The sequence below is a fragment of the Bradyrhizobium sp. 31Argb genome (assembly GCF_043638955.1).
Lineage (GTDB): Bacteria > Pseudomonadota > Alphaproteobacteria > Rhizobiales > Xanthobacteraceae > Bradyrhizobium.
In genome coordinates this window covers 1-23,244 of record NZ_JBEGDB010000119.1, presented here as the reverse complement: position 1 = coordinate 23,244, position 23,244 = coordinate 1, and the positions used below count along the sequence as shown (strand labels likewise).

Sequence of the window (23,244 nt, the reverse complement as noted above, 5' to 3'; positions counted from 1 at the left end):
TCGAAACATGCGCCTGAGATTGCGCATCTTGGTCTCCTTCGGGAATCGGGAGACACCCGAAGAATCCAATTCGCTCCTGCTATGCAATACCCCCTAAGGCCATATGCGATTCCCCTACCGCAAGCGGGGCGAGGTGAAGTCCAGGTCTCCGCTCGATTCGACAAGGGATGATCAAACCTAGGACAACTCATGATCGTCTACTGCGTGGCAGCTTTCCGATGACGACGCCGATCGCACTTACCATTGCCGGTTCGGATTCCTCTGGCGGTGCCGGCATCCAGGCGGATTTGAAGACCTTTGCCGCGCTCGGCGTCTACGGCGCCTCCGTCATCACCGCGCTGACCGCGCAGAACACGATGGGCGTGCGCGGCATCCACCAGGTGCCGGCCGAGTTCGTGACCGCGCAGATCGATGCAGTGTTCTCCGATCTCGCGGTCGGCGCGGTCAAGATCGGTATGGTCGCCGAGCTCTCGATCATCGATGCGATCGCGGCCGGGCTCGAGCGCTGGTCGCCGAAGCATGTCGTGTTCGATCCGGTGATGGTTGCAACCTCGGGCGATCGCCTGCTTGCCGCGGAGGCGGTCGATGCGCTGCGCACGAGATTGATCCCGCTTGCGTCGTTGATCACCCCGAACCTGCCGGAAGCCGCAGCACTGCTCGATGAACCGATGGCCGCAGACGAGGCCGCCATCGAGAGCCAGGGCAGGCGGCTGCTTGCGCTCGGCTGTCAGGCGGTGCTGATCAAGGGCGGGCACGGGCAGGGCAGCGAGAGCATCGACTATCTCGTCGATGCCGACAGCGCGATCGTGCTCGCGGCGCCACGCATCAACACCGCAAACACCCATGGCACCGGCTGCTCATTGTCGTCAGCGATCGCAGCTGAGCTTGCCAAGGGCGAAGACGTGACGTCAGCCGTGCGCAATGCCAAGCGCTGGATCAGCGCCGCGATCGAAGCCGCCGATCGTTTCACCGTCGGCCACGGCCACGGGCCGGTGCATCATTTTCACAGATTTTATTAGACGACCCGCAACGCCGTAGCCCGGATGGAGCGCAGCGTAATCCGGGGCCTTTGCGCGCCTTGGAGGCGCTTATCCCGGATTGCGCTTCGCTTCATCCGGGCTACAGGCCTCGTTCCGTACATCCACGGCCCCTCGTGTCGCCAGATTGTCGCATGGCGCTGTTATCCGCATTTCAAAGGGGCGCATAGCTGATTCTGGTGGGACCGTTGGCTGCGACGAATCGTCATCGCCCTGTCACAGGGATTTGTTAGGTGCACAGGTATGGGAAGCGACTCTTTCAGTGAAGAGAGCCCCGAGCGGCGCTTTCGCACGTTGTTTATCTCCGATGTCCATCTCGGAGCCCGCGGGTCGCAAGCCGACCGATTGCTGGATTTCCTGCGCTCTCACGATGCCGACACGATCTACCTGGTTGGCGACATCGTCGACGGTTGGGCGCTGAAGTCGAGTTGGCACTGGCCCCAGACCCATAACGACTTCGTGCAGAAGATGCTGCGCAAGGCGCGCAAGGGCGCCAAGGTCATCTACATCCCCGGCAATCACGACGAGTTCCTGCGTAAATACTACGGCACGCATTTCGGCGGCATCGATGTGATGGAGAACACCATCCACACCGGCGTCGACGGCAAGCGCTACCTTGTGATCCACGGCGATATCTTCGACCTCGTGGTGCAGAATGCGCGCTGGCTCGCCCATCTCGGCGACAAGGCCTACGACTTCGCGATCCAGATGAACCGCTTCGTCAACTTCTTCCGCCGCATGTTCGGCGTGCCCTATTGGTCGCTGTCGCAATGGGCGAAGCTGAAGGTCAAGAAGGCGGTGAACTATATCGGCGCGTTCGAAACCACGCTAGCCAGCGAAGCGCGTCGCCATGGCTGCGACGGCGTGATCTGCGGCCACATCCACTATGCGACCATCCGCGACGAGCACGGCATCCGCTACATGAATTGCGGCGACTGGGTCGAGAGCTGCACGGCGCTGGCCGAGCATGAGGACGGCCGCTTCGAGATCATCACCTGGACCGATCCGGTCCGGCGCATCGCACCAGTTCCACGGGTCACGGCGCGCGCCGCATGACAAAAATCCTGGTCGCGACCGACGCATGGCATCCCCAGGTCAATGGGGTGGTTCGGACGCTGACCATGATGGCCGAGGCGGCAAAGGGCCTCGGCGTTGAGATCGCATTTCTCACACCGCAATCGTTCCGCACCTTCGCGATGCCGAGCTATCGCGACCTCAGGCTGGCCTTGCCGCATCCGGCCGCGATTGCCGCGCTGATCGAGCAGGACAAGCCTGACAGCATCCACATCGCCACCGAAGGTCCGATCGGCCTGTTGGTGCGCCGTTATTGCCGCAAGCGCGGCCTGCCGTTCACCACGAGCTTTCACACCCGCTTTCCCGACTATGTCTCGGCGCGCTCGCCGATCCCGGAAAGCTGGATCTGGCGGCTGTTGCGCTGGTTCCATCGGCCGAGCCAGGCGGTGATGGCGGCAACCCCGGCGCTCGCCGCCGAACTGCGCTCGCGCGGTTTTCGCAATGTGGTGCTGTGGTCGCGCGGCGTCGATACCGCGCTGTTCCATCCGCGCCATGTCGACCTCTGTCTTCCGGCACCGGTTTTCCTGAGCGTCGGCCGGGTGGCGGTCGAGAAGAACCTGGAAGCCTTCCTCGACCTCGATCTGCCGGGCACCAGAGTCGTTGTCGGCGACGGGCCGGCGCGTCCGGCACTGGAGCGGAAATACCGCGACGCCGTGTTCCTGGGCGCACGGCACGGCGAGGAATTGGCGCGCATTTATGCCGCTGCCGATGTGTTCGTGTTCCCGAGCAGGACCGACACCTTCGGTTTGGTGCTGCTGGAGGCGCTTGCGAGCGGCCTGCCGGTCGCCGCTTTCCCAGTGGTCGGTCCGCGTGACGTGATCGGTACTGCGCCGGTCGGCGTGCTCAAGGAAGACCTCCGCGAGGCCTGCCTGGAGGCGCTCAGCATCCCGGCGCGGGTCTGCGTCGACTTTGCCGCGCGCCACACCTGGCAAGCCTCGGCGCGCGTCTTTATCGACCACGCCCTCAATCTCCGGCCGGTCGAGCCTGAATCCGCGCCCGAGAGCGAGCCAGCCGAATTCGTGGCCGAGGACCCGCATTTCGCAGCCTAGCCTGAGACCCGTAGCCCGGGTGGAGCCAACGGGTCGCGCGAACGCGCGCCCGATGACAGGCTCCGCGCAACCCGGGACTTCTGTATCGGCGTTGACCAGCGGTCCCGGGTTACGCGTTCCGCTCCACCCGGGCTACGAATCCCCTTCTGTGCATCACACAGAAGCGTCTTGCCGGCCTGTCGGCGGCCGCGTTACAAATTGCGTATGACCGAAATCATCGCAAATCCATCCGTCGACGCGGCTGATATCGAAGCCGCCGCAAAGGTGGTCGCGCCGTTCGCGGTGCGCACGCCGCTGCTGTCCTTTCCCGTCCTCAACGAGCGCGCCGGGACCAAGGTGTTCCTGAAGCCGGAAATGCTGCAGCGGACCGGCTCGTTCAAGTTCCGCGGCGCCTTCAACAAGCTGTCGTCGATCCCGCAGGCCCAGCGCGGCGGCGGGGTCGTCGCATTCTCCTCCGGTAACCACGCCCAGGGTGTGGCCGCGGCGGCGAAGATCCTCAACATGCAGGCGACTATCGTGATGCCGGCGGACTCGCCCATCACCAAGCGCGAGCGCACCAAGTCCTATGGCGCCGAGGTCGTGCTCTATGACCGCGACCGCGAGGACCGCGAGGCGATCGCCAATGGCATTGCGAGCAAGCGTGGCGCGACATTGGTGCGTCCCTACGACGATCCCTTCGTGATCGCAGGGCAGGGCACCGCAGGCCGCGAGATCGCCGAGGACATGGCCGCGCTTGGGCTTAACCCCGACATCGTGGTGGCGCCGGCGTCCGGCGGCGGACTGATCGCGGGCGTCGCGACAGCGGTGAAGGCTCAGTTCCCACAAGCCCAGGTGATCGTCGCCGAGCCGAAGGGCTATGACGACCACGCGCTATCGCTGCAGGCGGGACATCGTGAGCCGCATCCGGCCGCCGCCCGCACCATCTGCGACGCGCTGATGGCGGCGATGCCGGGCGAGCTGACATTCGCGATCAACAGCAAGCTGCTGGCGCGCGGCGTGTCAGCCTCTGACGAGGAAGTCGCCGCAGCGGTGGCGTTCGCCTATCGCGAATTGAAGCTGGTGGTCGAGCCCGGCGGTGCCGTCGGCCTTGCCGCGTTGCTCGCCGGCCGCATCGACGCCAAGGGCAAGAACGTCGTCATCGTTCTCTCCGGCGGCAATGTCGACGCCGACCTGTTCGCCAAGCTGGTGGCCTGAACAAGGCCGAGATTCTGTAGCCCGGGTGAAGCGTAGCGCAACCCGGGGCCTCCTGTAGACGTCGATGCAGAGCTCCCGGGTTACGCTGCGCTCCACCCGGGCTACAGCGCTGAACATCGTTTCGGCGCCTGCGCAATCAGCGCATGGAGGGGCATCCAACCCGTGGCCTCTGACCACCCTTGCGGCCGATTGAAGCAACTGACAATCTTCGACTGCCGCAACGTCGGAGGAATCCAGGATGGGGGACGGCTCCGGGCAAAAGGTTGCAACCGTCATCATCGCCGTGGTGCTCGTCGGCGCGGCTGCATCCCAGGCGCGCAGCGTGCTGGCGCCGCTGGCTGCGGCGCTCTTCATCATCGCGATCGTTTGGCCGGCGCAGAAATGGCTGCAGTCATGGATGCCAAAACTCGCAGCGCTCGCGATCACCATGCTGGTCACGGTGGCGGTCTGCCTTGCCTTCGCTTCGCTGGCTGCATGGGGCTTTGGCCGCGTCGGCCATTTCCTGGTCGCCGATGCGGCGCGCTATCAGACATTCTATGAACGAGCCGTGGTGTGGCTTGATGGCCATGGCATCGAGGTCGCCAGCCTTTGGGCCGAGCATTTCAACGTCGGCTGGCTGCTGCGCGCCACGCAATACGTCACCGGCCGCGTCAACACCACGCTGAGCTTCTGGCTGATCGCGCTCGTCTATGTCGTGCTGGGGTTGCTCGAGGTCGAGGACGTCAAGCGAAGGATAGACAGATTGGAAAACACCACGGCGGCGCGCGTGTTGCTCAATGGCAGTGCGGCGACCGCGGCCAAATTTCGGAAATATCTGCTGGTGCGTACGCAGATGAGCGCGGTCACGGGCCTTCTGGTCGGCCTTTTCGCCGGCGTTACCGGATTGCCATTCGCGTTCGAGTGGGGCGTGATCGCCTTCGTGCTGAACTACATCCCCTTCATCGGCCCTTTCATCGCCACGCTGTTTCCCACGCTGCTTGCCATGACGCAATTCGAGAGCTGGCCGGCGGTGTTCGGTGTCTTTGCCTGCCTCAACATCATCCAGTTCGTGGTCGGCAGCTATGTCGAGCCACGCGTCGCCGGCAACACGCTGTCGATATCGCCGTTCATCGTGCTGTTTGCGATCTTCTTGTGGACCTTCCTGTGGGGCCTGTTCGGCACCTTCATCGGCGTGCCAATCACGCTTGCGCTTCTCACCTTCTCTGCCGAGCACCCATCGACGCGCTGGCTCGCCGATCTGCTCGGAGGACCGGCGGATGCGAAGCGGGCAAAGACTTAGCTGCGTATAACCTCCACCTTTTCGGGTTCGGCAAGGCAAAGCGTTCCGCCCTGACCGCTAGTTAGCCGGTGGATGTAGAAATAGCTTGGCGCATCATCGGCAGCGTTCATCACCGGCGAGGGGGCGGAGATGATTTTCAATGCGCCGCATGCACCGATCCAATCGATGTGGCGGTGACCGTGCATCACCACGACGCGATCGGCAAAGGCTTGCAGCCTACGGACGAACCAGCTCCCATTGATCAATGCCGTTCCAATGCGCTCGGAGAACTTCGTCGTCGGCATGGGATATTCCGCGAGGTGATGGTGCAGCGCGACGATCCAGCGTGCTTTCGGAAAATAGTTCATGGCGGCCTCCAGCCGCTGCACCTGTTCGAGAGAGACCAGCCCGAGCGCGTTGGTAAAGGAGAAGTGGGTTTCGGCATTGGAGTCGAGGATGGCTATTCCGAGACCCTCTTCCTGCTCTGGGGGAAGGATCATCGGGAATTGGTCCTCGAACAGCCGGCGAAGCCCGGCGCCCCGACGCACGCCGCCGCGTTCGGCGAACGCAACAATCTGTTCGCTATGCGGCGTGAGGAGCTCGTCCAGCGTGGCCGCGACTTTGCCTGACTTGTCGACGAGGCGTACCCGATCGCCCTGAATGGCCGATATCGCCGACAGGGTCCGCATTTGCCGCAGCCGCTTGCCGGGGCTGAACGGCAAGTCGAGCCGTGCAGGGTTGGCCCGATCGACGATGTTCACGTCATGATTGCCCGGCAGCATGATCGTCCGTCCTGCAAGATCAGGGTGCTCTGACAATGCCTCGAAGAATTCGGCCCATTCGCTTGCGCGTCCTGCGTCCGTCATATCGCCGCTGATAAGCACGTGATCGAGCGGATCGGCGGCATGAATGGCGGCGAGACGAGCAAGCACGGCGGCGAGGCGCTCATTGCCGCGCGGGCCGGCGCGCCCGCTTTCGATGCGGAAGCCATATCGCTCGCCGACGACATGGACATCGGACAGATGCGCAACGCGCCAGATGCGGGCATCGGACCTGGGGATATCGAACGCGGCAAGATCGGCCGGCTGATCCATGCTGGCATCCGCAAAACCCCAGGCCAATGATGCCGCGGCGAGATAGCAGCACACGAGCACGATGGCGTTGGCCAGCGTCGTCATCACGAGATGATGGCCTTGGGCCAGATCGATCAGGCCGGCAGTCCATCGCGAGGCCGGCCAAACCAGGATCGCGATCAATGCCGCACCTGCGCTGAGCAGGATGCCGGCGCCGAGCGAGCACGCACGCCGCAGTCGCATGCGCAACGTGGGAGTCAGGCTGTTTTGCCAGATCCGTTCCGTCAGGTGGCGCAGTGCCTCGCGGCAGAACGCATAGCTCGGCTGCACCGCGAGCGCGTTGAGCGACCAGAAACTGATCTCGACGATCCGCAACAGCGGCCGCCAAGCGAACCATCCGAGCGCAACGATCGCGATCAGCATCAACGCCGCGCCGATTTCCGTCAGGACCAGGATTTTTTCGGACAACATTGAAAGCCAGGCGGAAGCCAAGAGCGGCGCAAGGCCGAGCAGCGCGGCCGGCAGCAGGAGCAACGCGGTCCACGCGAACAAGAGCTTCGGCAGGCTAATCTCGACGAGCAGGCTGCCGGCAATAGCAAGCAGCGAACGCTGTCCGGGGCTGGCGGCATCGTCCTCGACATCGCCGTGGCGCGGATCAAGCAGCAGGCGGCGCTGAATGCCCTCCGGTTCGTCCGCCGATGTCGACCGCCTCATGATATGAGTCCGTCGCTTGCACCTGTCGCCAGGATGGCCTTCGCGTGCGTTGCTTCACTCGCAGTTGGCACAGAGTGCGTGGACGCTAGCAGCCGCGCATGTCTGTGCGGCCCACTTTATCACAACTCTTGTAACGAGACATCGGCCGCCCTACGCGAGTCTCCTCGCGCAACAGCGGCTTTCGCGCCTACGAGAAGAACGCTATCTTCTCGGCCTGGCTCATGCGGCGGATAGGTGCGAGCGGATCGTTGGCGGCAGCGCTCGGCTTCTTGACGATGCCGTTGGCAATGATGGTGGAGCCGAGCGAGATTTCGACCGGAGGCTCGGGCGGCGCGACGAAGGTGGGCTGCGGCGGAAGCTCGAACCGCGGTTCCGGCAGCGCGGCGGCAAGCTCAGGCGCCTGCGGCACGATTTCCGGCGCGGGCGGTGCTTCGAGTTCAACAGGTGGCTCTTCGGCGATCGCTGCCGTGGCGTCCTCAACGTCGAACGGGTCGGGCGCGCCCATCTCCATCGCGATCATGTCGAGCACGGCCTCGTCATGAGCGTCGGCGGCAGCTTCGTCGGTGGCGCGAGCAAGCTCGATGGCTTCAGCCTCCGCCAGCGCGGCCTCGGCGACGGCGAGCGCGGCTTCCGCGTCCGCGACGGTGATGGTCTCTTCCGCGGCTTCCGGCGCGGGAGGTGCGGCGACCGTCTCTGCGACGGCCGGCGCCTCCGGTAGAGCCTCGACCTCTACCACGTGAAAGGAGCGCTCCTCCGCGGGGCTCTTCGGTGCAGGTGCGGGTGAGGGAGCCACCGGCGCTTCGGCGCTCGGCGCGGGCGTCTCATCGGCCTCGGAGAACTGGGCGAGGCGTTGCACAATCGGTGCGAAGGCGGCATCCAGCGCGGCCTTCGCGTCCTCGGATGAAATCTGCGCGGCGCCGTTCTCGATCGCGACGACCTGGGAATCGATGAGGTCGCAGATGCGTCCGTCATTGCCGATCTCGCGCAGCCGCCACGCGATCTCGCGGATCACCCGCGCGCCCTTGCGCACCGGGGTAAGCTTCTGCTCCAGCTCCAGGCTATCGAGCGCTTCGGCCGCAGATGCCTGCGCGGCCTCCACCGCGTCGCGGATCGCGGCGATGGCCTCGGCTATCGCCGGCCCCGAATCGGGCGGCTCGACCGCCTGCCTCTGCGTGGCGAGGGTTTCCTCGAGCCGGGCCACCGCATCCAGCACCAGGCGGGTGTCGGCGTTGCGGTTGCGCTTGGCATATTCGGAGAGGAACCAGCGGCCGCGCGCCGTCTCCATGAAGGCTTCGCTGATCGCGTGGTAATCATCCTCGCCCGGCTGCACCGGGCGGGCTGTGATCGGCGAAAGGGCGAATGCTTCGTTGGCCATGCAAATCTCGTCGCGCAAATTGCGGCGCGCTGCGATAACGAACACCACGATATCAGGCGAATCGCAATTGGATTGATGGCTTCCGAATCACAAATTCCTGCAGCGCCGCAAGCGGATGCTAAGCGATTCGCGGCTCGCCTCGGAACCTTTTACGGGACCATGTTCGGGATGCTCGGCACCTATCTGCCGTTCTTCCCGCTCTGGCTGAAGGCGGTGGGGATCGAGGCGTCCTGGATCGGCATCATCACGGCGGTGCCCGCGGTGACCCGCTTCACCGTGCTGCCGCTGATCACGTCCCTTGCCGAGCGGCGGCGGATGCTGCGCGGCGCCATCATGATCACGGCGGCCGCGACCGCGCTCGGATTTGCCCTCATCGGCACCCAGCACCAGGCGCTGCCGGTATTCCTGGTCTTCGTCGTCACCTGCTGCCTGTGGACGCCGACGGGGCCGCTCACCGATGCCTATGCGCTGCGCGGCGTGACGCATTACAGACTGAACTATGGGCCGCTGCGGCTGTGGGGCTCGGCCGCCTTCGTGGTCGGCGCGCTCTTGTGCGGGTTGCTGGTCGATGAAGTCGCGGCGGAGCACCTGATCTGGATCATCGCTGCCGTAGCGGGAGTTAGCGCGCTCACGAGCTTAGGCCTGCGGCCGCTCGAGGTCGCAAAGAGGGCCGAGACCGCACAGCGCGGCGGCGTCGCGCTGCTGCGCGATCGCGGCTTTCTTGCGATCATCGCAGCTTCCGCGCTGATCCAGGGCAGCCATGTCGCCTACTATATCTTTGCCTCCATCGTCTGGAAGCAGGCTGGCCTCGGCGGGCTCACGATTGCAGCGCTGTGGTCGCTCGGCGTGCTCGCGGAAATCGTGCTGTTTGCGGTATCGCCGCGCCTCACGCTGGCCCCGGCGATGCTAGTCGTGATCGGCGCACTGGCCGGGGTCGCGCGCTGGGTGATCACCGCACAGGATCCGCCGCTTCCGATCCTGGCCGTCGTGCAACTCACGCATGGGCTGACCTTCGGCCTGACGCAGGTCGGCATCATGGGGCTTTTGGTGCGCCAGGTGCCGGGGCACATCATGGCGCGCGGGCAGGGCTACCTTGCCGCCTGCAGCGGCATCGTCTCGAGCAGCACCTCGATCCTGTGCGGCGTCGTCTATGCCCGCTACGGCCAGGGCGTCTATTACCTGATGGCGGCAATGGCAGCGTCAGGTGCACTCGTGATGTGGCTGGGGCGGCACCGGATAGCGTTTTCAAGCGAAGTGGGTACCGGTTCGCGTTAAGAAAACGCGTCAAAAAGGGGCTCCATCAGCCCCAGAGCGCGGCCTCCGCCGGATAGACGAGGCTGCCGTCGTAACGCAGCCTATGGTCGCGGTCGCGCGCGAGCAACAAGGGGCCATCGAGATCGACGAAGCGCGCCTGTGGCGTGAGCAGCATCGCCGGCGCCATAGCGAGCGAGGTCGCGACCATGCAGCCGACCATGATGTCAAAGCCGAGCGCCTGCGCGGCATCCGCCATCGCGAGCGCTTCGGTCAGGCCGCCGGTCTTGTCGAGCTTGATGTTGACCGCGTCGTAGCGGTCACGGAGCCCCTCCAGCGAGGCGCGTGCATGCACGCTTTCGTCGGCGCAGACCGCAAGTGGCCGCTTGATCTGCGCCAGCGCCGCATCGTTGCCGGCCGGCAGGGGCTGCTCCACCAGCGTGACGCCGGCGTCCGCGCAGGCGGCGAGGTTGTCGGTGAGGTTGTCCGTCGTCCAGGCCTCATTGGCGTCGACGATCAGTTCGGCGTTCGGCGCCGCCCTGCGCACCGCCTTGATACGCGCGCCATCGCCGTCGCCGCCGAGCTTGATCTTGAGCAGCGGCCGGTGCGCGGCCCTGGCGGTCGCTTCCGCCATCGCTTCCGGCGTCCCCAGCGAGATCGTGTAGGCCGTGATGCAGGGGGCTGGCGCGCCGCGTCCGAGCAGGTTCCAGATCCGGCTGCCGGCCCGCTTGGCCTCGAGGTCCCACAGGGCGCAATCCAGCGCGTTACGGGCGGCGCCTGGCGGTATTTGCGCCTGCAGGGCCTGCCGGTCCATGCCGGCCGCAAGGGGCTCCTGCATCGCCTGGATCGCCGCAAGCGTCGCCTCCGGCGTTTCGCCGTAGCGCGGGTAGGGCACGCACTCGCCGCGGCCGGTCAGCCCGTCCAGGCTGACCTCGGCCACGACGGTAACGGCCTCGGTTTTGGCGCCCCGGCTGATGGTGAAGGCGCCCGCGATCGGCCAACGCTCGATAAAGGCGGCAAGCTGTCGCGTTAGGCGCGCGGATCGGCTGGAAGTCATTTCAAAATCTCGCAATTTCTGGACCGTGCGCTTGCGGGGCGCTACCAACTATGGCTGGTTAGGGCCAGATTCTACAAGGCAATGCGGCGTTCGAATTCCTATCTTTCGAGCGAGCCAACCAGCCTGGGGTGGGCATTTTGAACGGCGACCCGACACTGGAACGGATAGCACAGAGCGACGGCCTTGCCCTGTGCGCCGCAGGGCCGTGGACGGCCCGTTTTGCGCCCGTGCTGGAGCGGATGGTGGCGGATGCGGAAAAACTCCGCGGCACCCGTCCTGACATCTTCATCGACGTCTCCCAGGTCTCCAAGCTCGACACCTTCGGCGCCTGGTTGATCGAGCGGCTCAGGCGCAGCCTGAGCCACGGTGGCGGCGAGGCGATCATCGCCGGGCTCTCAGAAAACTATTCGAGCCTGGTCGACGAGGTGCAGCGGGTGAAGGAAACGCCGGAGGCCGAAACCGGCCCGGTTTCGATCACGGCCATGCTGGACCAGATCGGCCGGGTGGTGGTCGGCATCGGTGGCACGATCATCGGATTGGTCGACATGCTCGGCGCCGTGCTTGTCGCGAGCGGGCACGTCTTGATCCGCCCGCGCTCGTTCCGCCTGACCTCGACCATCCACCATCTGGAGCAGGTGTGCTGGCGTGCGGTGCCGATCGTGGTGCTGATCACCTTCCTGATCGGCTGCATCATCGCGCAGCAAGGCATCTTTCATTTCCGCAGGTTCGGCGCCGACATCTTCGTGGTCGACATGCTCGGCGTGCTGGTGCTGCGCGAGATCGGCGTGTTGCTCGTTGCTATCATGGTTGCCGGACGCTCGGGCAGCGCCTACACCGCCGAGCTCGGCTCGATGAAGATGCGCGAAGAAATCGACGCGCTGCGCACCATGGGGTTCGATCCGATCGAGGTGCTGGTGTTGCCGCGCATGCTGGCGCTGGTGTTGGCGCTGCCGATCCTTGTCTTTCTCGGCGCAATGGCCGCGCTTTATGGCGGCGGCCTTGTCGCCTGGCTCTATGGCGGCGTCGATCCGGAAGCGTTCCTGCTGCGGCTGCGCGACGCCATCTCGATCAATCATTTCATCGTCGGCATGGTCAAGGCGCCGGTGATGGCGGCGGTGATCGGCATCGTCGCCTGCGTCGAGGGGCTGGCGGTGCAGGGCAGCGCGGAATCGCTCGGCCAGCACACGACGTCATCGGTGGTGAAGGGCATCTTCTTCGTCATCGTGATGGACGGCGTGTTCGCGATCTTCTTCGCGTCGATCGGGATGTGACCATGGTGGTGCAGCCCATTTCCGACGCCATCATCCGTGTCCGCGACGTCACGGTGCAGTTCGGCAGGACCCGCGTGCTCGACGGTCTCGACCTCGATGTGAAGCGCGGCGAGATCCTGGGCTTTGTCGGGCCCTCCGGCGCCGGCAAGTCGGTGCTGACGCGCACCATCATCGGGCTGGTGCCGAAGGTGTCGGGACGCATCGAAGTGTTCGGCATCGACCTCGATGCCGCCAGTTCCAGCGAACGGCGCCGGGTCGAACGGCGCTGGGGCGTCCTGTTCCAGCAGGGCGCGCTGTTCTCCTCGCTCACCGTGCGGCAGAACATCCAGTTTCCGGTGCGCGAATATCTGAGGGTCTCGCAGCGGCTCTTGGACGAGATCATGGTGGCGAAACTCGTGATGGTCGGGCTGAAACCCGAGGTCGCCGACCGCTATCCTTCTGAGCTCTCCGGCGGCATGATCAAGCGCGTAGCGCTGGCACGCGCGCTCGCGCTCGATCCCGAGCTCGTGTTCCTGGATGAGCCGACTTCGGGCCTGGACCCGATCGGCGCCGGCGAGTTCGACGAACTGGTGCGCACCCTGCAGCGGACTTTGGGGTTGACCGTTTTCATGGTAACCCACGACCTCGACAGCCTATATACCGCGTGCGACCGCATCGCCGTTTTAGGGAACGGTAAGATCATTGCCGCAGGATCGATCGCCGACATGCAGGCATCGCAGCACCCTTGGCTGCGGCAATATTTCCATGGCAAACGCGCCCGCGCCGTCATCGGCTAGCGCATGGTCCCGACAGGTGGAAACCGGTTTTCGGACAAGATCATGCGCGAAAGAAAAGGATCAGTGACGGTTCCGCCACGGCGGAGCCTGAGCTTGGACGAGTAGCTGGAGTCATCGATGGAAACCCGGGCGAACTATGTCCTGATCGGCGCCTTCACGCTGGCGGTGATCGCGGCTGCGTTCGGCTTCGTGCTCTGGTTCCAGAGCCTGCATACCACCAAGCAGCGCAGCCCCTTGCGGGTGATCTTTGAAGGCCCGGCCTCGGGTCTGCGCAACGGCGGCAACGTCAATTTTAATGGTATCAGGATAGGGGAAGTCATCTCGGTAAGGCTCGACAATCCACGTCGCGTGGTCGCATTCGCGATGGTCGAGAACAGCGCGCCGATCCGCAAGGACACCCTGGTCGGCCTCGAATTCCAGGGGCTGACGGGCGTTGCCGCGATCTCGCTGAAGGGCGGCGAGGAGACCGCGCCTCCGGTGCCGCTCGATGAGGACGGCATCCCTGTGCTGACCGCCGATCCCAGGGCGCTGCAGGACGTCACCGAAGCGATCCGCGCGACGCTGCAGAACGTCAACCGCATCGTCGCCGACAATCAAGAGTCGGTGAAGAACTCGCTGCGCAATCTCGAAACCTTCACCGCGGCGCTCGCGCGCAATTCCGAGAAGATCGACAACGTGATGCTGAGGGTCGACGGCGTGATGGGCAAGGCCGACAACCTCATGCTCGGCCTCAACAGCATCGCCGGCGGTGATCGCGGCGGCGAACTGGCCGCGATGGTGAAATCGATCCGCGAACTCGCCGAAGATTACGACAAGCGCTCCGGCGCGCTGATGGCCGACGGCCGCAGGACGCTCGGCGACATCAGCCGCGCCGTGAACAACCTCGACCGCAACCCGACCCGGCTGTTGTTCGGCGCCGGCAGCAGCAGCGTGCCCGAGCCAGCGCCGAAGCCGGGGCCGCGGCGGTAGTAGTCGCTGCGCCGCCATCATCGTCCGCGCAGGCGGCAGTAGCTGTTCCCGAGTGCGGACAACTCCTATTCCTTCGCTGTCATCGTCCGCCACCGGGTCGGCGCAAAGCGCCGCCCGATGACAGGCTCCGGCGGACGATCCAGTATTCCAGAGGCGTCTCGGCCTGAGTCGAGAGGCCGCCGGCTACTGGATGCCCCGCCTTCGCGGGGCATGACGGAGAGAGATTGCCTCCGCCGTCATTGCGACGAAAACAAAAACGGAGGCCGAAGGCCTCCGTTTCGCTATTCGCCACTCGCTATTCGCGTCTCACCCCAACCGCCCCGCGGCATGCGCGAGCAGGGTGTACACCAGACCCGTCTCCGAGGTGAGGTGGTTGCGCAGCGACTGCGGGCCGCGGTCGTCGCGGGCGACTTCGTCGAGCAGCCGCTCGAACTCGGCGATGTAGCGGTCGACCGTCTGCTTGAAGCCGCGATCGGAGCGGTATTTGCGGGCGACCTCGTCGAAGGCCTTCTGGCCGGCCGGCGTGTAGAGCCGCTTGCTGAACGCCTTGTTTTCGCCGCGCTGGTAGCGATCCCACATCTCGGCCGCGAGGTTGCGGTCCATCAGCCGGCCGATGTCGAGCGACAGCGATTCCAGCGGATTGGCGGCGGCAGCCTGCGGACGGGGACGCGGCGCTTCGCGGGGCGCGGGGGCAGGGGTCTCGCTGCGGTTGAGCAGGTCCGACAGCCAGCCGTCACGGCCGTTATCCGGGGGCGTCGCCGGGCTGACCGGCGGCGCCTCGGTGCGGCGCGAGGCCGGCGCCGGCACGCCGAGGTCCGGCGGCGGCAGGGTCGATGCGCTGCCATAGTCGCCGCGCATGCGGACATCGCTTGTGCGACCGCCGGCGGCAGCGGCCATCACGGTCTCTTCCTGGCGCTGCGCGCTGGCCCGGCTATTGGTCGCGACGTCGAGCACGCGGCCGTGCTGGGCCACGATGCGGTTGAGTTCGGCCAGCGCCTCGATCTGGTCGACGATCACCTTGCGCATCTGAGCGGTGTTCTCCGCGGCCTCCTGCGGCATCTCGAGCACGCCGCGGCGCAGCTCGGTGCGGGTTGCCTCGAGCTCGTTGTGCATCTCGGCCGCCATCTGCTTCATCGACTGCACCATCGCGGAGAACTTCTCCGTCGATTCCTTGAACATCGCATCCGTTTCCTGGGTGCTTTGCTGGTACAGGTCGCTCATCGCGTCGAGCGTCTGCTGCCGCTCGTTCTCGGCCGCAGTGCGCACGGCCTCGAACTGCCGGCTGATCGCCGCCGAACCGGCGCCGGCGGTCTCCGCCACCACGCGGGCGATGTCGCGCGCCCGCTCCTCGGCCGCGGCGAGCGATTCATCGAGCAGGCCGGTGAAGCGCGACAGCCGCTGGTCGAGATCGGTGGTGCGCAGGTCGATGGTGGTGACCAGCGATTCCAGCGTCGCCTTGCGTTCGGCGATCGAGCCCGTGGTGTTGCGGTTGCTCTGTTCCACCAATGCGGCGGCTTCGACCAATGCGCGGCCGTGGGTGTCGAACTGGGTCGAGAGCTCGCCGAGGTCCTCCAGCGCCTTCTGGGTCTTGCTGTTGAACACGGTGAGCTGGTCTTCCAGCGTCTGGGTCGCAACGCCGTTGCGCGAGGTGACGTCGTTCATCGCCGAGACGAAGTCGGCGACGCGGGTCACGAGCGCGCGCTCGAGCGAGTTGAGGTTGTCGTGGGCGCCGGTGAGCACCTCCTGCAAGAGGATGTTGCCCTCACGCAGCCGCTCGAACAGCGCGACCGTATCCGTGCGCAGGATCTTGCTTGTCTCCTGCATCTCGGTGACGGCGGCAATCGAGACCTGGCGCGACTGGTCGATCGCCGCGCGCGAGGAGTGTTCGAGGTCCTTCAGCGACTTCGCCACCGCGCCGGTCGCAAGGTCGCCGGCGGAGGTGATGTTGCGCGCGACTTCGGTGCCGTGACTCGCCATCGTCTGCGCGAAGGTATGGCCGCGCATCTCGATCGACTTCAGCGCGTCCGCGGTGGCGCGGTCGATATCGGTGGCGAGCTGCGCGCTCTTGTTGGTGAGCGCTTCCACCAGTGTACCGCGACGGGTATCGACCATGTGTGCCAGCCGCTCGGCCTGCTGCTGCACATAGGTGACGATCTCGTCGGTCTTGCCGGTCATGGTCGAGCCGAACTGGCTGGAGGCGGCGAGCACCGAACGCTCGATGTCGGCGGACGTCGTCTTGACCTTCGAGGAGACCTCGTTGGCGGCGGCGACCAGCGAGCTGTGCGCGTTCTGCGCCGAGGTCTGGATCGTGTCGGTGGTGTTCGCCGTGACGACAGCGAGCGAGCGCTCGATCTGGACCGAGATGGCCTGGATCTGATTTGCCGCGTCGGCGGAGGTCGACGTGAACGAGGTCTGCGCCTCGCGCGCGCTGCTCAGGATGGCCGCGGCGGTGTCGGCGCCGACTGCGGTCAGTGTCCGCTCGATATCGATCGCCAGCGACTTGGCGTGGTTGGCTGCCTCCGACGATCCGGTGATCAGTGTGCTCTGAACGTCGCGGGCAGCCGAGGTGATCGACTCCGCGGTAGCAGCGCCAGCCATCGACAGCGAGCGCTGCATGTCAGCGACCAGCGTCGTGACGCTGTTTGCAGCTTCGGTCGATGCGGCAACCAGCGTGTTCTGGGCCTCGCGCGCGCCTGAGGTGACCGACTCCGCGGTGGCCGCGCCGGCCATGGACAGCGAGCGCTGCACGTCAGCGACCAGCGCCTTGACGGTGGTTGCGGCTTCGGTTGACGCGGCAACCAGCGTGTTCTGGGCCTCGCGCGCGCCTAAGGTGATCGACTCCGCGGTGGCCGTGCCGGCCATGGATAGCGAGCGCTGCATGTCGGCAGTCAGCGTCGTGACCGTGTTTGCAGCGTCGGTTGAGGCCGCAACCAGCGAGCTCTGCACGTCGGCGGTTAGCGTTCGGACCAGGTTTGCCGCCTCGGTCGAGGCCGACGTGAGCCTGTTCTGCGCCTCACGGGCGCTGCTCAGGACTGCCTCGGCCGTCGATGTGCCTGCGGCAGACAACGAGCGCTCCACATCGACCGAGAGTGCCTTCACCTGGGTGGTGATGTCGGTCGAGGTTGTCGTCAGCGTGCTCTGGGCCTCGCGTGCGCTGGCAACGACTGCTTCCGCCGTCGAGCCGCCCGCAAGCGTGAGCGAGCGTTCGACATCGCCCGCCAGCGATTTGATCTGGTTCGTGATGTCGGTCGATGCCGCGATCAGCGTGTTCTGCGCTTCGCGCGCACCGGTCGTGACGGCTTCGGCGGTGGCGGTGCCGGCGAGCGTCAGCGAGCGCTCGACGTCGACGGCCAGCAACTTGACCTGGCTTGCCGCGTCGGTGGAGGCGCTGACCAGCGCAGTCTGGGCCTCGCGTGCTCCCGACAGGATCGAGGCAGCGGTCGCGCTGCCGACGGTCTGCAGGGTGCGCTCGACATCGGTCGACAGCGCCTTGACCTGGGAGGCGACCTCGCCCGTGGCCGCCATCAGCGAGGCCTGGGCATCGCGGGCGCTGGACAGGATCGAGCTTGCGGCGCCGGCGCCGACTGCGGTCAGCGCGGCCTCCACTTCGCCGGCGGTGAGCTTGAGCTGCGCGCCGACGTCGGAGGAGACCGTCAGCAGCGACTGCTGCGCGGTGCGCGCGCCGGTCTGGATGGTCTCGCTGGTGTTGACTACCAGGTTGGTGAGCGAGCGCTCCGCGTCCTCGACATGCGACTTGATGCCGGAGGAGAGCAGTTCAGCGCGCGCCATCAGCTCGTCGCTGGCCTGGCGTCCGCTGCTTTCGATGCGGCCCGCGACCGCCTCGACGCGCGAGCCCAGGAGGTCCTCGAACTGCGCCACGCGGGTGTCGATGTCGCCGGCGATGGCGCCAACGCGGGTCTCGATGCCCTGGTGGATTTCCAGGAACCGGGCCGAGATGGTGTCGGTCAGATGCGCGCTGCGGCCGTCCACGGTTTCGGTGACGCTGGCGATGCGGCGATCGAGCGCCTCGATCGCCTGCGCGGCGCCGTCGGTGAGCGAGGAGGTGAGCAGGCCGAGGCGGGAGTCGATCGACTGGATCGCCTGCGCCGCGCCTTCGGTGAGCGAGGTCGAGAGCATGCCGAGCCGGCCATCGATCGTTTGGGTGACCGAGCTGGTGCGAGTGTCGAAGGTCTGTTCCAGCGACTTCAGGCGGTCATCGATCGACTCGTCGAGCCATTTGAGGCGGCCGTCGAGCGAGTTGTCGAGGAAGCCAAGCCGGGTCTCGAGCGAGGCGTTGAGCGTGCCGAGCCGGTTCTCCAGCGAGCTGTCGAGCGTGTTGACGCGGCCGCTGAGCGCGTTGTCGAACATGGCGAGCTTGCTGTCGAGCGACGAGTCAAGGCTGGTGACGCGGTCGCCGAGCGTGGTCTCGAACTGCAAGAGGCGCTGGTCGAGGGTCGCCGTGATCTCGCCGCTGTTGGAGGTGAGGCGGGTGTCGAAATTGTCGACATAGTCCTTCAGCGTGTTGGCGATGTCCTCGGTGCGCTGGCCCATGCGCTCGACGATCTCGCCGCCGAACATCTTCACGGTGCGGTCGAATTCCGCGATGTGGCGGGTGATCAGCGCGCCAAGCGTGCCGGAGTCGCGGGCGAACTTCTCCGCCAGGTCCGAGCCCTGGTTTTTCACCAGTTCGTCGAAGGCGCTCATCTGCAGCGAGAGCGAGTCGTGCGCGGTCTCGGTCTGGCTCACCACCCTGGCAACCAGCGAATTGACGGTGACGTCGAGCACTTCGCCCGCCTTGTCGCCGGAGGTGAGGATGTGGCTGGCCAGCCGATTGCCGGCCTCGTCGATCTTGGTGACGAGGTCGCCGCTGCGCAGCTCGAGCTCGAGCAGGAGCGAGTCGGAGGAATTCTTCAGGGAATCGTGCGCCAGTTCGGTGCGCTCGGAGATGCCCTCGACAACGCTCACGGCGCGCTGCTCGAATTCGCCGGTGATGCGGTCGATGCGCTCGTTCAGCATCTCATGGACGCGGTCGGCGAGGTCGACGAATTCGTCGTGGACGTGGCCGGTCTTGAAGTTGAGGCTGCTCGTCAGCCGCTCGGAGGCATCGAGCACCGCGCGCGTGGTCTCGGAGCTGGCTTCCTCGAGCCGGTCGAGCAGGTCGCCGCCGCGCTCGCCGAGCGCGAGGATCATGTTGTCGCCGGCGTGGCTCAGTGCCTGGGTGATGTGCTGGCCGCGCTCTTCCAGCGCGCCGGTGATGCTCTTTGCGACTTCGTCGACGCGCGAGGCGATCGCATCCGAGATCAGCGCGATGTCGTGGCGCAGGTCGATCTGCACGCCGGAAATGGCGCTGCGCACCTGCTCGGCCTGTCCGACCAGATTGTCGCGCTGGTGGGCGATGTCTTGCAACAGCGCGCGGATGCGCACCTCGTTGTCGGAATAGGCGCGCTCCAGCGCCGAGACCTCGTTGGCGACCAGCGTCTCGAGTTCGCCGGCGCGCGCAATCGCGCGCTCGATGCCGTCACCCATCGCCGCGACCTCGCGGCGGATCGCCTGTCCGACCGTGACCATGGAATCGCTCGCCGCCCCTTCGGGCTCAGAGAAGCGGATCGCGACCTGCGCCATCGATTGCGCGATCATCCGCATCTCCTGCCCGCGCCAGGCGAGGCTCGCGAGGAAGTAGAACAGCAGCACGGGCGCGAGGAACAGGCAGGCGAGGCCCGCCAGCACCAGGACGCCGCCGCTCTGGCCGATCGCGGCCTGCAGCGACGACAGGAAGCTCACCGTGAGTAGGCCGCAGCCGACCAGCCAGACGCCGGTGAAGATCGACGCAAAGGTGTAGACGTTACGGGTAGGGCTGCCCTTCTGCAGCGCCTGCAGGAGCTGTCCGATCGCCTCGCGGTCGTCATTGGCGGCGCGCCGGGGGCCGCGCTGCTCCTCGATCGGTTCGAACACCGATCGCTCGCCGCTCGGACGCGTCTCGAACGGAGTTTCGGGGAAGGGCGTGGTCGCAGCAGGCATCGCCGGCGGCGCGGCTTCGCCGCTACTGGTACTGATCACATCGCGGTTGGGCTCGGCACTGTTCTCACCGATGTTCAGAGCTTCCTGAATGGCAGACAGTGCGACTTCGGTGGGATCTTTCACCTTCTTGGGATTGTTCGCCATGTTAAGTCTGAGCCCTCTCAACTAATACGCGTCGGCGATCTTGCGAACATTGTCCCCCGCAAGCTCGAGCCGTCCCGTCCCCGTAAAGCGGTACGCAAGCACGCCCGTCGGCCGCTTGTCCGCTACATCCGGAAACATCCTATTGGTTGAGCGATGCGAATGAAATGGCCGCGATTAAGACATTCTTAATCATCGTTAACAGGTTTGTGCCATAAGGCCTTATGCTTCCACATAAATCCCCCGAGCTGACGCCCATTGAGGTTCTACTTTGTCTGAAAAAGGGCAAAGTTGAGGCAAATTTGGCCAACGATCCGTTAACTATTTCCGTGATTGGGTGACGCCCAAACGGCCCTACCGAAAAGGAGGTAGTGGCCGGTCCCTGGATCAGGCCATGCCGCGTCACCTCGAACGGACCCAATGGATAGCTTCGCCGCCGCTCGCCCCCGGTGACGGCCCGATCGATCTCGCACATCTTGCGCGCATGTCGCTCGGCGACGCCGCTCTCGAGCGCGAGGTGCTTTCGTTATTCGTGGCGCAATCGGCCAAGCTGATCGCGGCCCTGGCCACCCTCCCACAGGATGCGCGCGAACTGGCGCACAAGTTGAAGGGATCGGCACGCGCGATCGGCGCTTTCGCTGTCGCGGATGCTGCCGCCGGGCTGGAACACGTCCTGACGAGTGGCGCCGAGCCGGAGGGGCCGCTGGCGGCGCTCACTGACGCGGTCGCGCGGGCGCGGAACGCGATCGAGGCCATCCTCGGCGACCCTTAAAACCCGAATTGACCGGCAACAAATTCGCGTCAAAAGGTTTTGCGTGAGGGGGCCCGGCCGCTGGCGCTCGCGGGATCGACCCGTTATAGGGACTGCCGGGGACCTCATCCAGATCCGTATTCCGGCAGCACGAGCGATCATGGCCAAGATAACTTATGTCGACCATTCCGGGGAAAGACGCACCATCGAGGTGGAGAACGGCGCGACCGTGATGGAAGGCGCAATCCGCAATGGCGTTCCGGGCATCGAGGCCGAATGCGGCGGCGCCTGCGCTTGTGCGACCTGCCATGTCTATATCGACGAAGCCTGGCGCGAGAAGGTCGGCGCGCCCACGCCGATGGAAGAGGACATGCTGGATTTCGGTTTCGACGTGCGGCCGAATTCGCGTCTGTCCTGCCAGATCAAGGTCACCGACGACCTTGACGGGCTCGTGGTGACGACGCCGGAACGGCAGGCCTAATCCAATTGATCCATATCAAGGCCGCGGCGGATCCAGCGCTTTAGGTTAGCCTTCACTTCATCCGTCAGCGGAACCGGCTTGCGCGTGGTTTCGTCGATCAGTACCGTCACCGCCTGCGCCGAGGCCACGCATCGACCTTGCGAGAACACGACCTGATCGAACGTCACCGAGGTTCGTCCGAACTTCACGACGCCGAGTCCGAGCTCGATCGTGCCGGGCCAGTGCAGCTCAGCGCGGAAATGGGTGTCGAGCCGCACCATGATCCAGGCGAGCCCGTCCGGCACCAATCCCTTGCTGGGATCCTTCATCAGCGTGACGCGGCCGGTCTCGAAATAGCTCGCATAGACCGCATTGTTGACGTGCCCATTGGGATCGAGGTCGGCGAAGCGCACATTGTCTGACAGCCGATAGGGATAGTCTTCCAGGCGCGGCGTGGCGTCGGAACGGATCGGGGCATTCACTTGCACAATCTCCAAGGTGGTTCAGCCCGTTACAGCCTAGTTGTCGAGTTGCGGCAAGGGGTTGCCGCGGCGCTTGCCGCCCCTATTATGGCGTTCCCGATCAGGCCGTCCCCGATCAGGTCGTCCTGGCTCGGCCGGCAGCCTTCCCATTTCGTACTCAACTGACAAAGAAGCGGATATGAGCGAAGCGATCAAAACCGACGTGTTGATTATCGGCGCGGGTCCTTGCGGACTGTTTGCCGTGTTCGAACTGGGCCTCCTCGACATGAAGACCCATGTGGTCGACATCCTCGACAAGATCGGCGGCCAATGCGCCGAGCTCTATCCGGAGAAGCCGATCTACGACATTCCCGGCATCCCGTTCGTCACCGGCCAGGGGCTGACGGAGTCGCTGTTGGAGCAGATCAAGCCGTTCCACCCGACCTTCCATCTGAACGAGATGGTGGAGACGATCGAGAAGGTCGGCGATCCCGCCTTCCGCGTGAAGACCGATGCGGGCAAGGTGTTCGAATGCAAGGTGGTGGTGATCGCCGCCGGCGGCGGATCGTTCCAGCCGAAGCGGCCGCCGGTGCCGGGCATCGAGGCCTATGAAGGCAGCTCGGTGTTTTACGCCGTGCGCAAAATGGAGCAGTTCCGCGACCGGAACATCCTGATCGTCGGCGGCGGCGATTCAGCGCTCGACTGGACCCTCAACCTGCACCCGGTCGCCAAGCGCATCACGCTATTGCATCGACGCGACGAATTCCGCGCCGCGCCCCACAGCGTCGAGCAGATGCGCGCGCTCGTTGCCGATGGCAAGATGGACCTGAAGCTCGGCCAGGTCACCGGCCTCGAAGGCGGGGCGGGCAGGCTTGCGGCGGCGACGGTGAAGGGCAACGACAACGCAATTACGAAGGTCGAGTGCGATACCATGCTGCCGTTCTTCGGGCTCACGATGAAGCTCGGTCCGGTCGCGAACTGGGGCGTGGCGCTGGAGAACAATCTGGTGCCGGTCGACACCGCCGCCTTCGAGACCAACATGTCCGGCATTTTCGCGATCGGGGATATCAACACCTATCCCGGCAAGCTGAAGCTGATCCTGTCCGGTTTCCACGAGGGCGCGCTGATGGCGCAGAAGGCGCACCGTTATGTCTATCCGGACAAGCGGCTTGTGTTCCAGTACACGACGTCGTCATCGAGCCTGCAGAAGAAACTCGGAGTCGGTTGATTCCAATCAACTGAAATGGACCCCGATTGTGGGACCACGTGCTTAGTTGGAAGGGGCTGCTCCGTTTGATAGACGGAGCGCATGATG

The 23,244-nt window shown here is 65.3% G+C and carries 17 protein-coding genes; 12 read left to right on the top strand and 5 right to left on the bottom strand.

Features of this window, described 5'->3' with window-relative positions; genetic code table 11:
• Positions 1-218 precede the first annotated feature (218 nt).
• From thiD to AAFX91_RS22370, 5 genes are all read left to right on the top strand, one after another.
• The gene (thiD, locus tag AAFX91_RS22390; protein ID WP_130582818.1) at positions 219-1,019 is read left to right on the top strand and encodes a bifunctional hydroxymethylpyrimidine kinase/phosphomethylpyrimidine kinase; all 801 of its coding nucleotides are present in this window, start codon (positions 219-221) and stop codon (positions 1,017-1,019) included.
• 261 nt (positions 1,020-1,280) lie between these two features.
• On the top strand, positions 1,281-2,093 hold the full coding sequence (locus AAFX91_RS22385) for a UDP-2,3-diacylglucosamine diphosphatase (protein WP_028163613.1): 813 nt from the start codon (positions 1,281-1,283) through the stop codon (positions 2,091-2,093).
• Positions 2,090-3,160 carry a glycosyltransferase family 1 protein gene (locus AAFX91_RS22380; protein ID WP_130582819.1) on the top strand — a complete coding sequence of 357 codons (1,071 nt, stop codon included), beginning with the start codon at positions 2,090-2,092 and terminating at the stop codon, positions 3,158-3,160. The genes AAFX91_RS22385 and AAFX91_RS22380 overlap by 4 nt, the downstream gene beginning before the upstream one ends.
• 204 nt (positions 3,161-3,364) lie before the next feature.
• Positions 3,365-4,354, top strand: coding sequence for a threonine/serine dehydratase (locus tag AAFX91_RS22375; protein WP_394567921.1), 990 nt, complete (start codon positions 3,365-3,367; stop codon positions 4,352-4,354).
• A 238-nt stretch (positions 4,355-4,592) separates the two neighbouring features.
• Positions 4,593-5,633, top strand: a complete 1,041-nt coding sequence (locus tag AAFX91_RS22370) for an AI-2E family transporter (protein ID WP_130582821.1) — start codon at positions 4,593-4,595, stop codon at positions 5,631-5,633.
• Here the strand turns inward: AAFX91_RS22370 and AAFX91_RS22365 are convergent.
• A complete protein-coding gene (locus AAFX91_RS22365) occupies positions 5,630-7,399 on the bottom strand; it encodes a metallophosphoesterase (RefSeq protein WP_130582822.1) in 1,770 nt (589 codons plus the stop codon). The genes AAFX91_RS22370 and AAFX91_RS22365 overlap by 4 nt on opposite strands.
• A gap of 187 nt (positions 7,400-7,586) precedes the next feature.
• The gene (locus AAFX91_RS22360; RefSeq protein WP_349644918.1) at positions 7,587-8,684 is read right to left on the bottom strand and encodes a hypothetical protein; all 1,098 of its coding nucleotides are present in this window, start codon (positions 8,682-8,684) and stop codon (positions 7,587-7,589) included.
• 165 nt (positions 8,685-8,849) lie between these two features.
• Here AAFX91_RS22360 and AAFX91_RS22355 point away from each other — a divergent pair, with 165 nt between their 5' ends.
• A complete protein-coding gene (locus AAFX91_RS22355) occupies positions 8,850-10,049 on the top strand; it encodes an MFS transporter (protein ID WP_130582824.1) in 1,200 nt (399 codons plus the stop codon).
• A gap of 25 nt (positions 10,050-10,074) precedes the next feature.
• On the opposite strand, the gene dgcA is transcribed toward AAFX91_RS22355, so the two are convergent.
• Entirely contained in the window at positions 10,075-11,082 is a 1,008-nt protein-coding gene (gene dgcA / locus AAFX91_RS22350) for an N-acetyl-D-Glu racemase DgcA (protein WP_394567918.1), read from the bottom strand.
• A 137-nt stretch (positions 11,083-11,219) separates the two neighbouring features.
• Between dgcA and AAFX91_RS22345 the strand changes: the two genes are divergently transcribed.
• The 3 genes from AAFX91_RS22345 (at position 11,220) to AAFX91_RS22335 (ending at position 14,098) form a co-directional block, all read left to right on the top strand.
• Complete coding sequence (locus tag AAFX91_RS22345; protein WP_130583981.1) at positions 11,220-12,353, top strand: ABC transporter permease; 1,134 nt, start codon at positions 11,220-11,222, stop codon at positions 12,351-12,353.
• A 2-nt stretch (positions 12,354-12,355) separates the two neighbouring features.
• Positions 12,356-13,129, top strand: a complete 774-nt coding sequence (locus AAFX91_RS22340; protein ID WP_130583978.1) for an ABC transporter ATP-binding protein — start codon at positions 12,356-12,358, stop codon at positions 13,127-13,129.
• Between the two features lie 117 nt (positions 13,130-13,246).
• Complete coding sequence (locus AAFX91_RS22335; protein WP_394567917.1) at positions 13,247-14,098, top strand: MlaD family protein; 852 nt, start codon at positions 13,247-13,249, stop codon at positions 14,096-14,098.
• Positions 14,099-14,404: 306 nt separating this feature from the next.
• On the opposite strand, the gene AAFX91_RS22330 is transcribed toward AAFX91_RS22335, so the two are convergent.
• Entirely contained in the window at positions 14,405-20,260 is a 5,856-nt protein-coding gene (locus AAFX91_RS22330; RefSeq protein ID WP_394567915.1) for a negative regulator of septation ring formation, read from the bottom strand.
• A gap of 391 nt (positions 20,261-20,651) precedes the next feature.
• Here AAFX91_RS22330 and AAFX91_RS22325 point away from each other — a divergent pair, with 391 nt between their 5' ends.
• Both AAFX91_RS22325 and AAFX91_RS22320 read left to right on the top strand, forming a co-directional pair.
• A complete protein-coding gene (locus AAFX91_RS22325; protein WP_130582204.1) occupies positions 20,652-21,029 on the top strand; it encodes an Hpt domain-containing protein in 378 nt (125 codons plus the stop codon).
• A gap of 139 nt (positions 21,030-21,168) precedes the next feature.
• The gene (locus tag AAFX91_RS22320; RefSeq protein WP_130582205.1) at positions 21,169-21,489 is read left to right on the top strand and encodes a 2Fe-2S iron-sulfur cluster-binding protein; all 321 of its coding nucleotides are present in this window, start codon (positions 21,169-21,171) and stop codon (positions 21,487-21,489) included.
• Here AAFX91_RS22320 and AAFX91_RS22315 read toward each other — a convergent pair.
• Entirely contained in the window at positions 21,486-21,950 is a 465-nt protein-coding gene (locus tag AAFX91_RS22315; RefSeq protein WP_130582206.1) for a thioesterase family protein, read from the bottom strand. The genes AAFX91_RS22320 and AAFX91_RS22315 overlap by 4 nt on opposite strands.
• Before the next feature lie 178 nt (positions 21,951-22,128).
• On the opposite strand from AAFX91_RS22315, the gene AAFX91_RS22310 reads away from it, so the two are divergent.
• The gene (locus tag AAFX91_RS22310; RefSeq protein ID WP_130582207.1) at positions 22,129-23,157 is read left to right on the top strand and encodes an NAD(P)/FAD-dependent oxidoreductase; all 1,029 of its coding nucleotides are present in this window, start codon (positions 22,129-22,131) and stop codon (positions 23,155-23,157) included.
• The last annotated feature ends 87 nt before the right edge of the window (positions 23,158-23,244 follow it).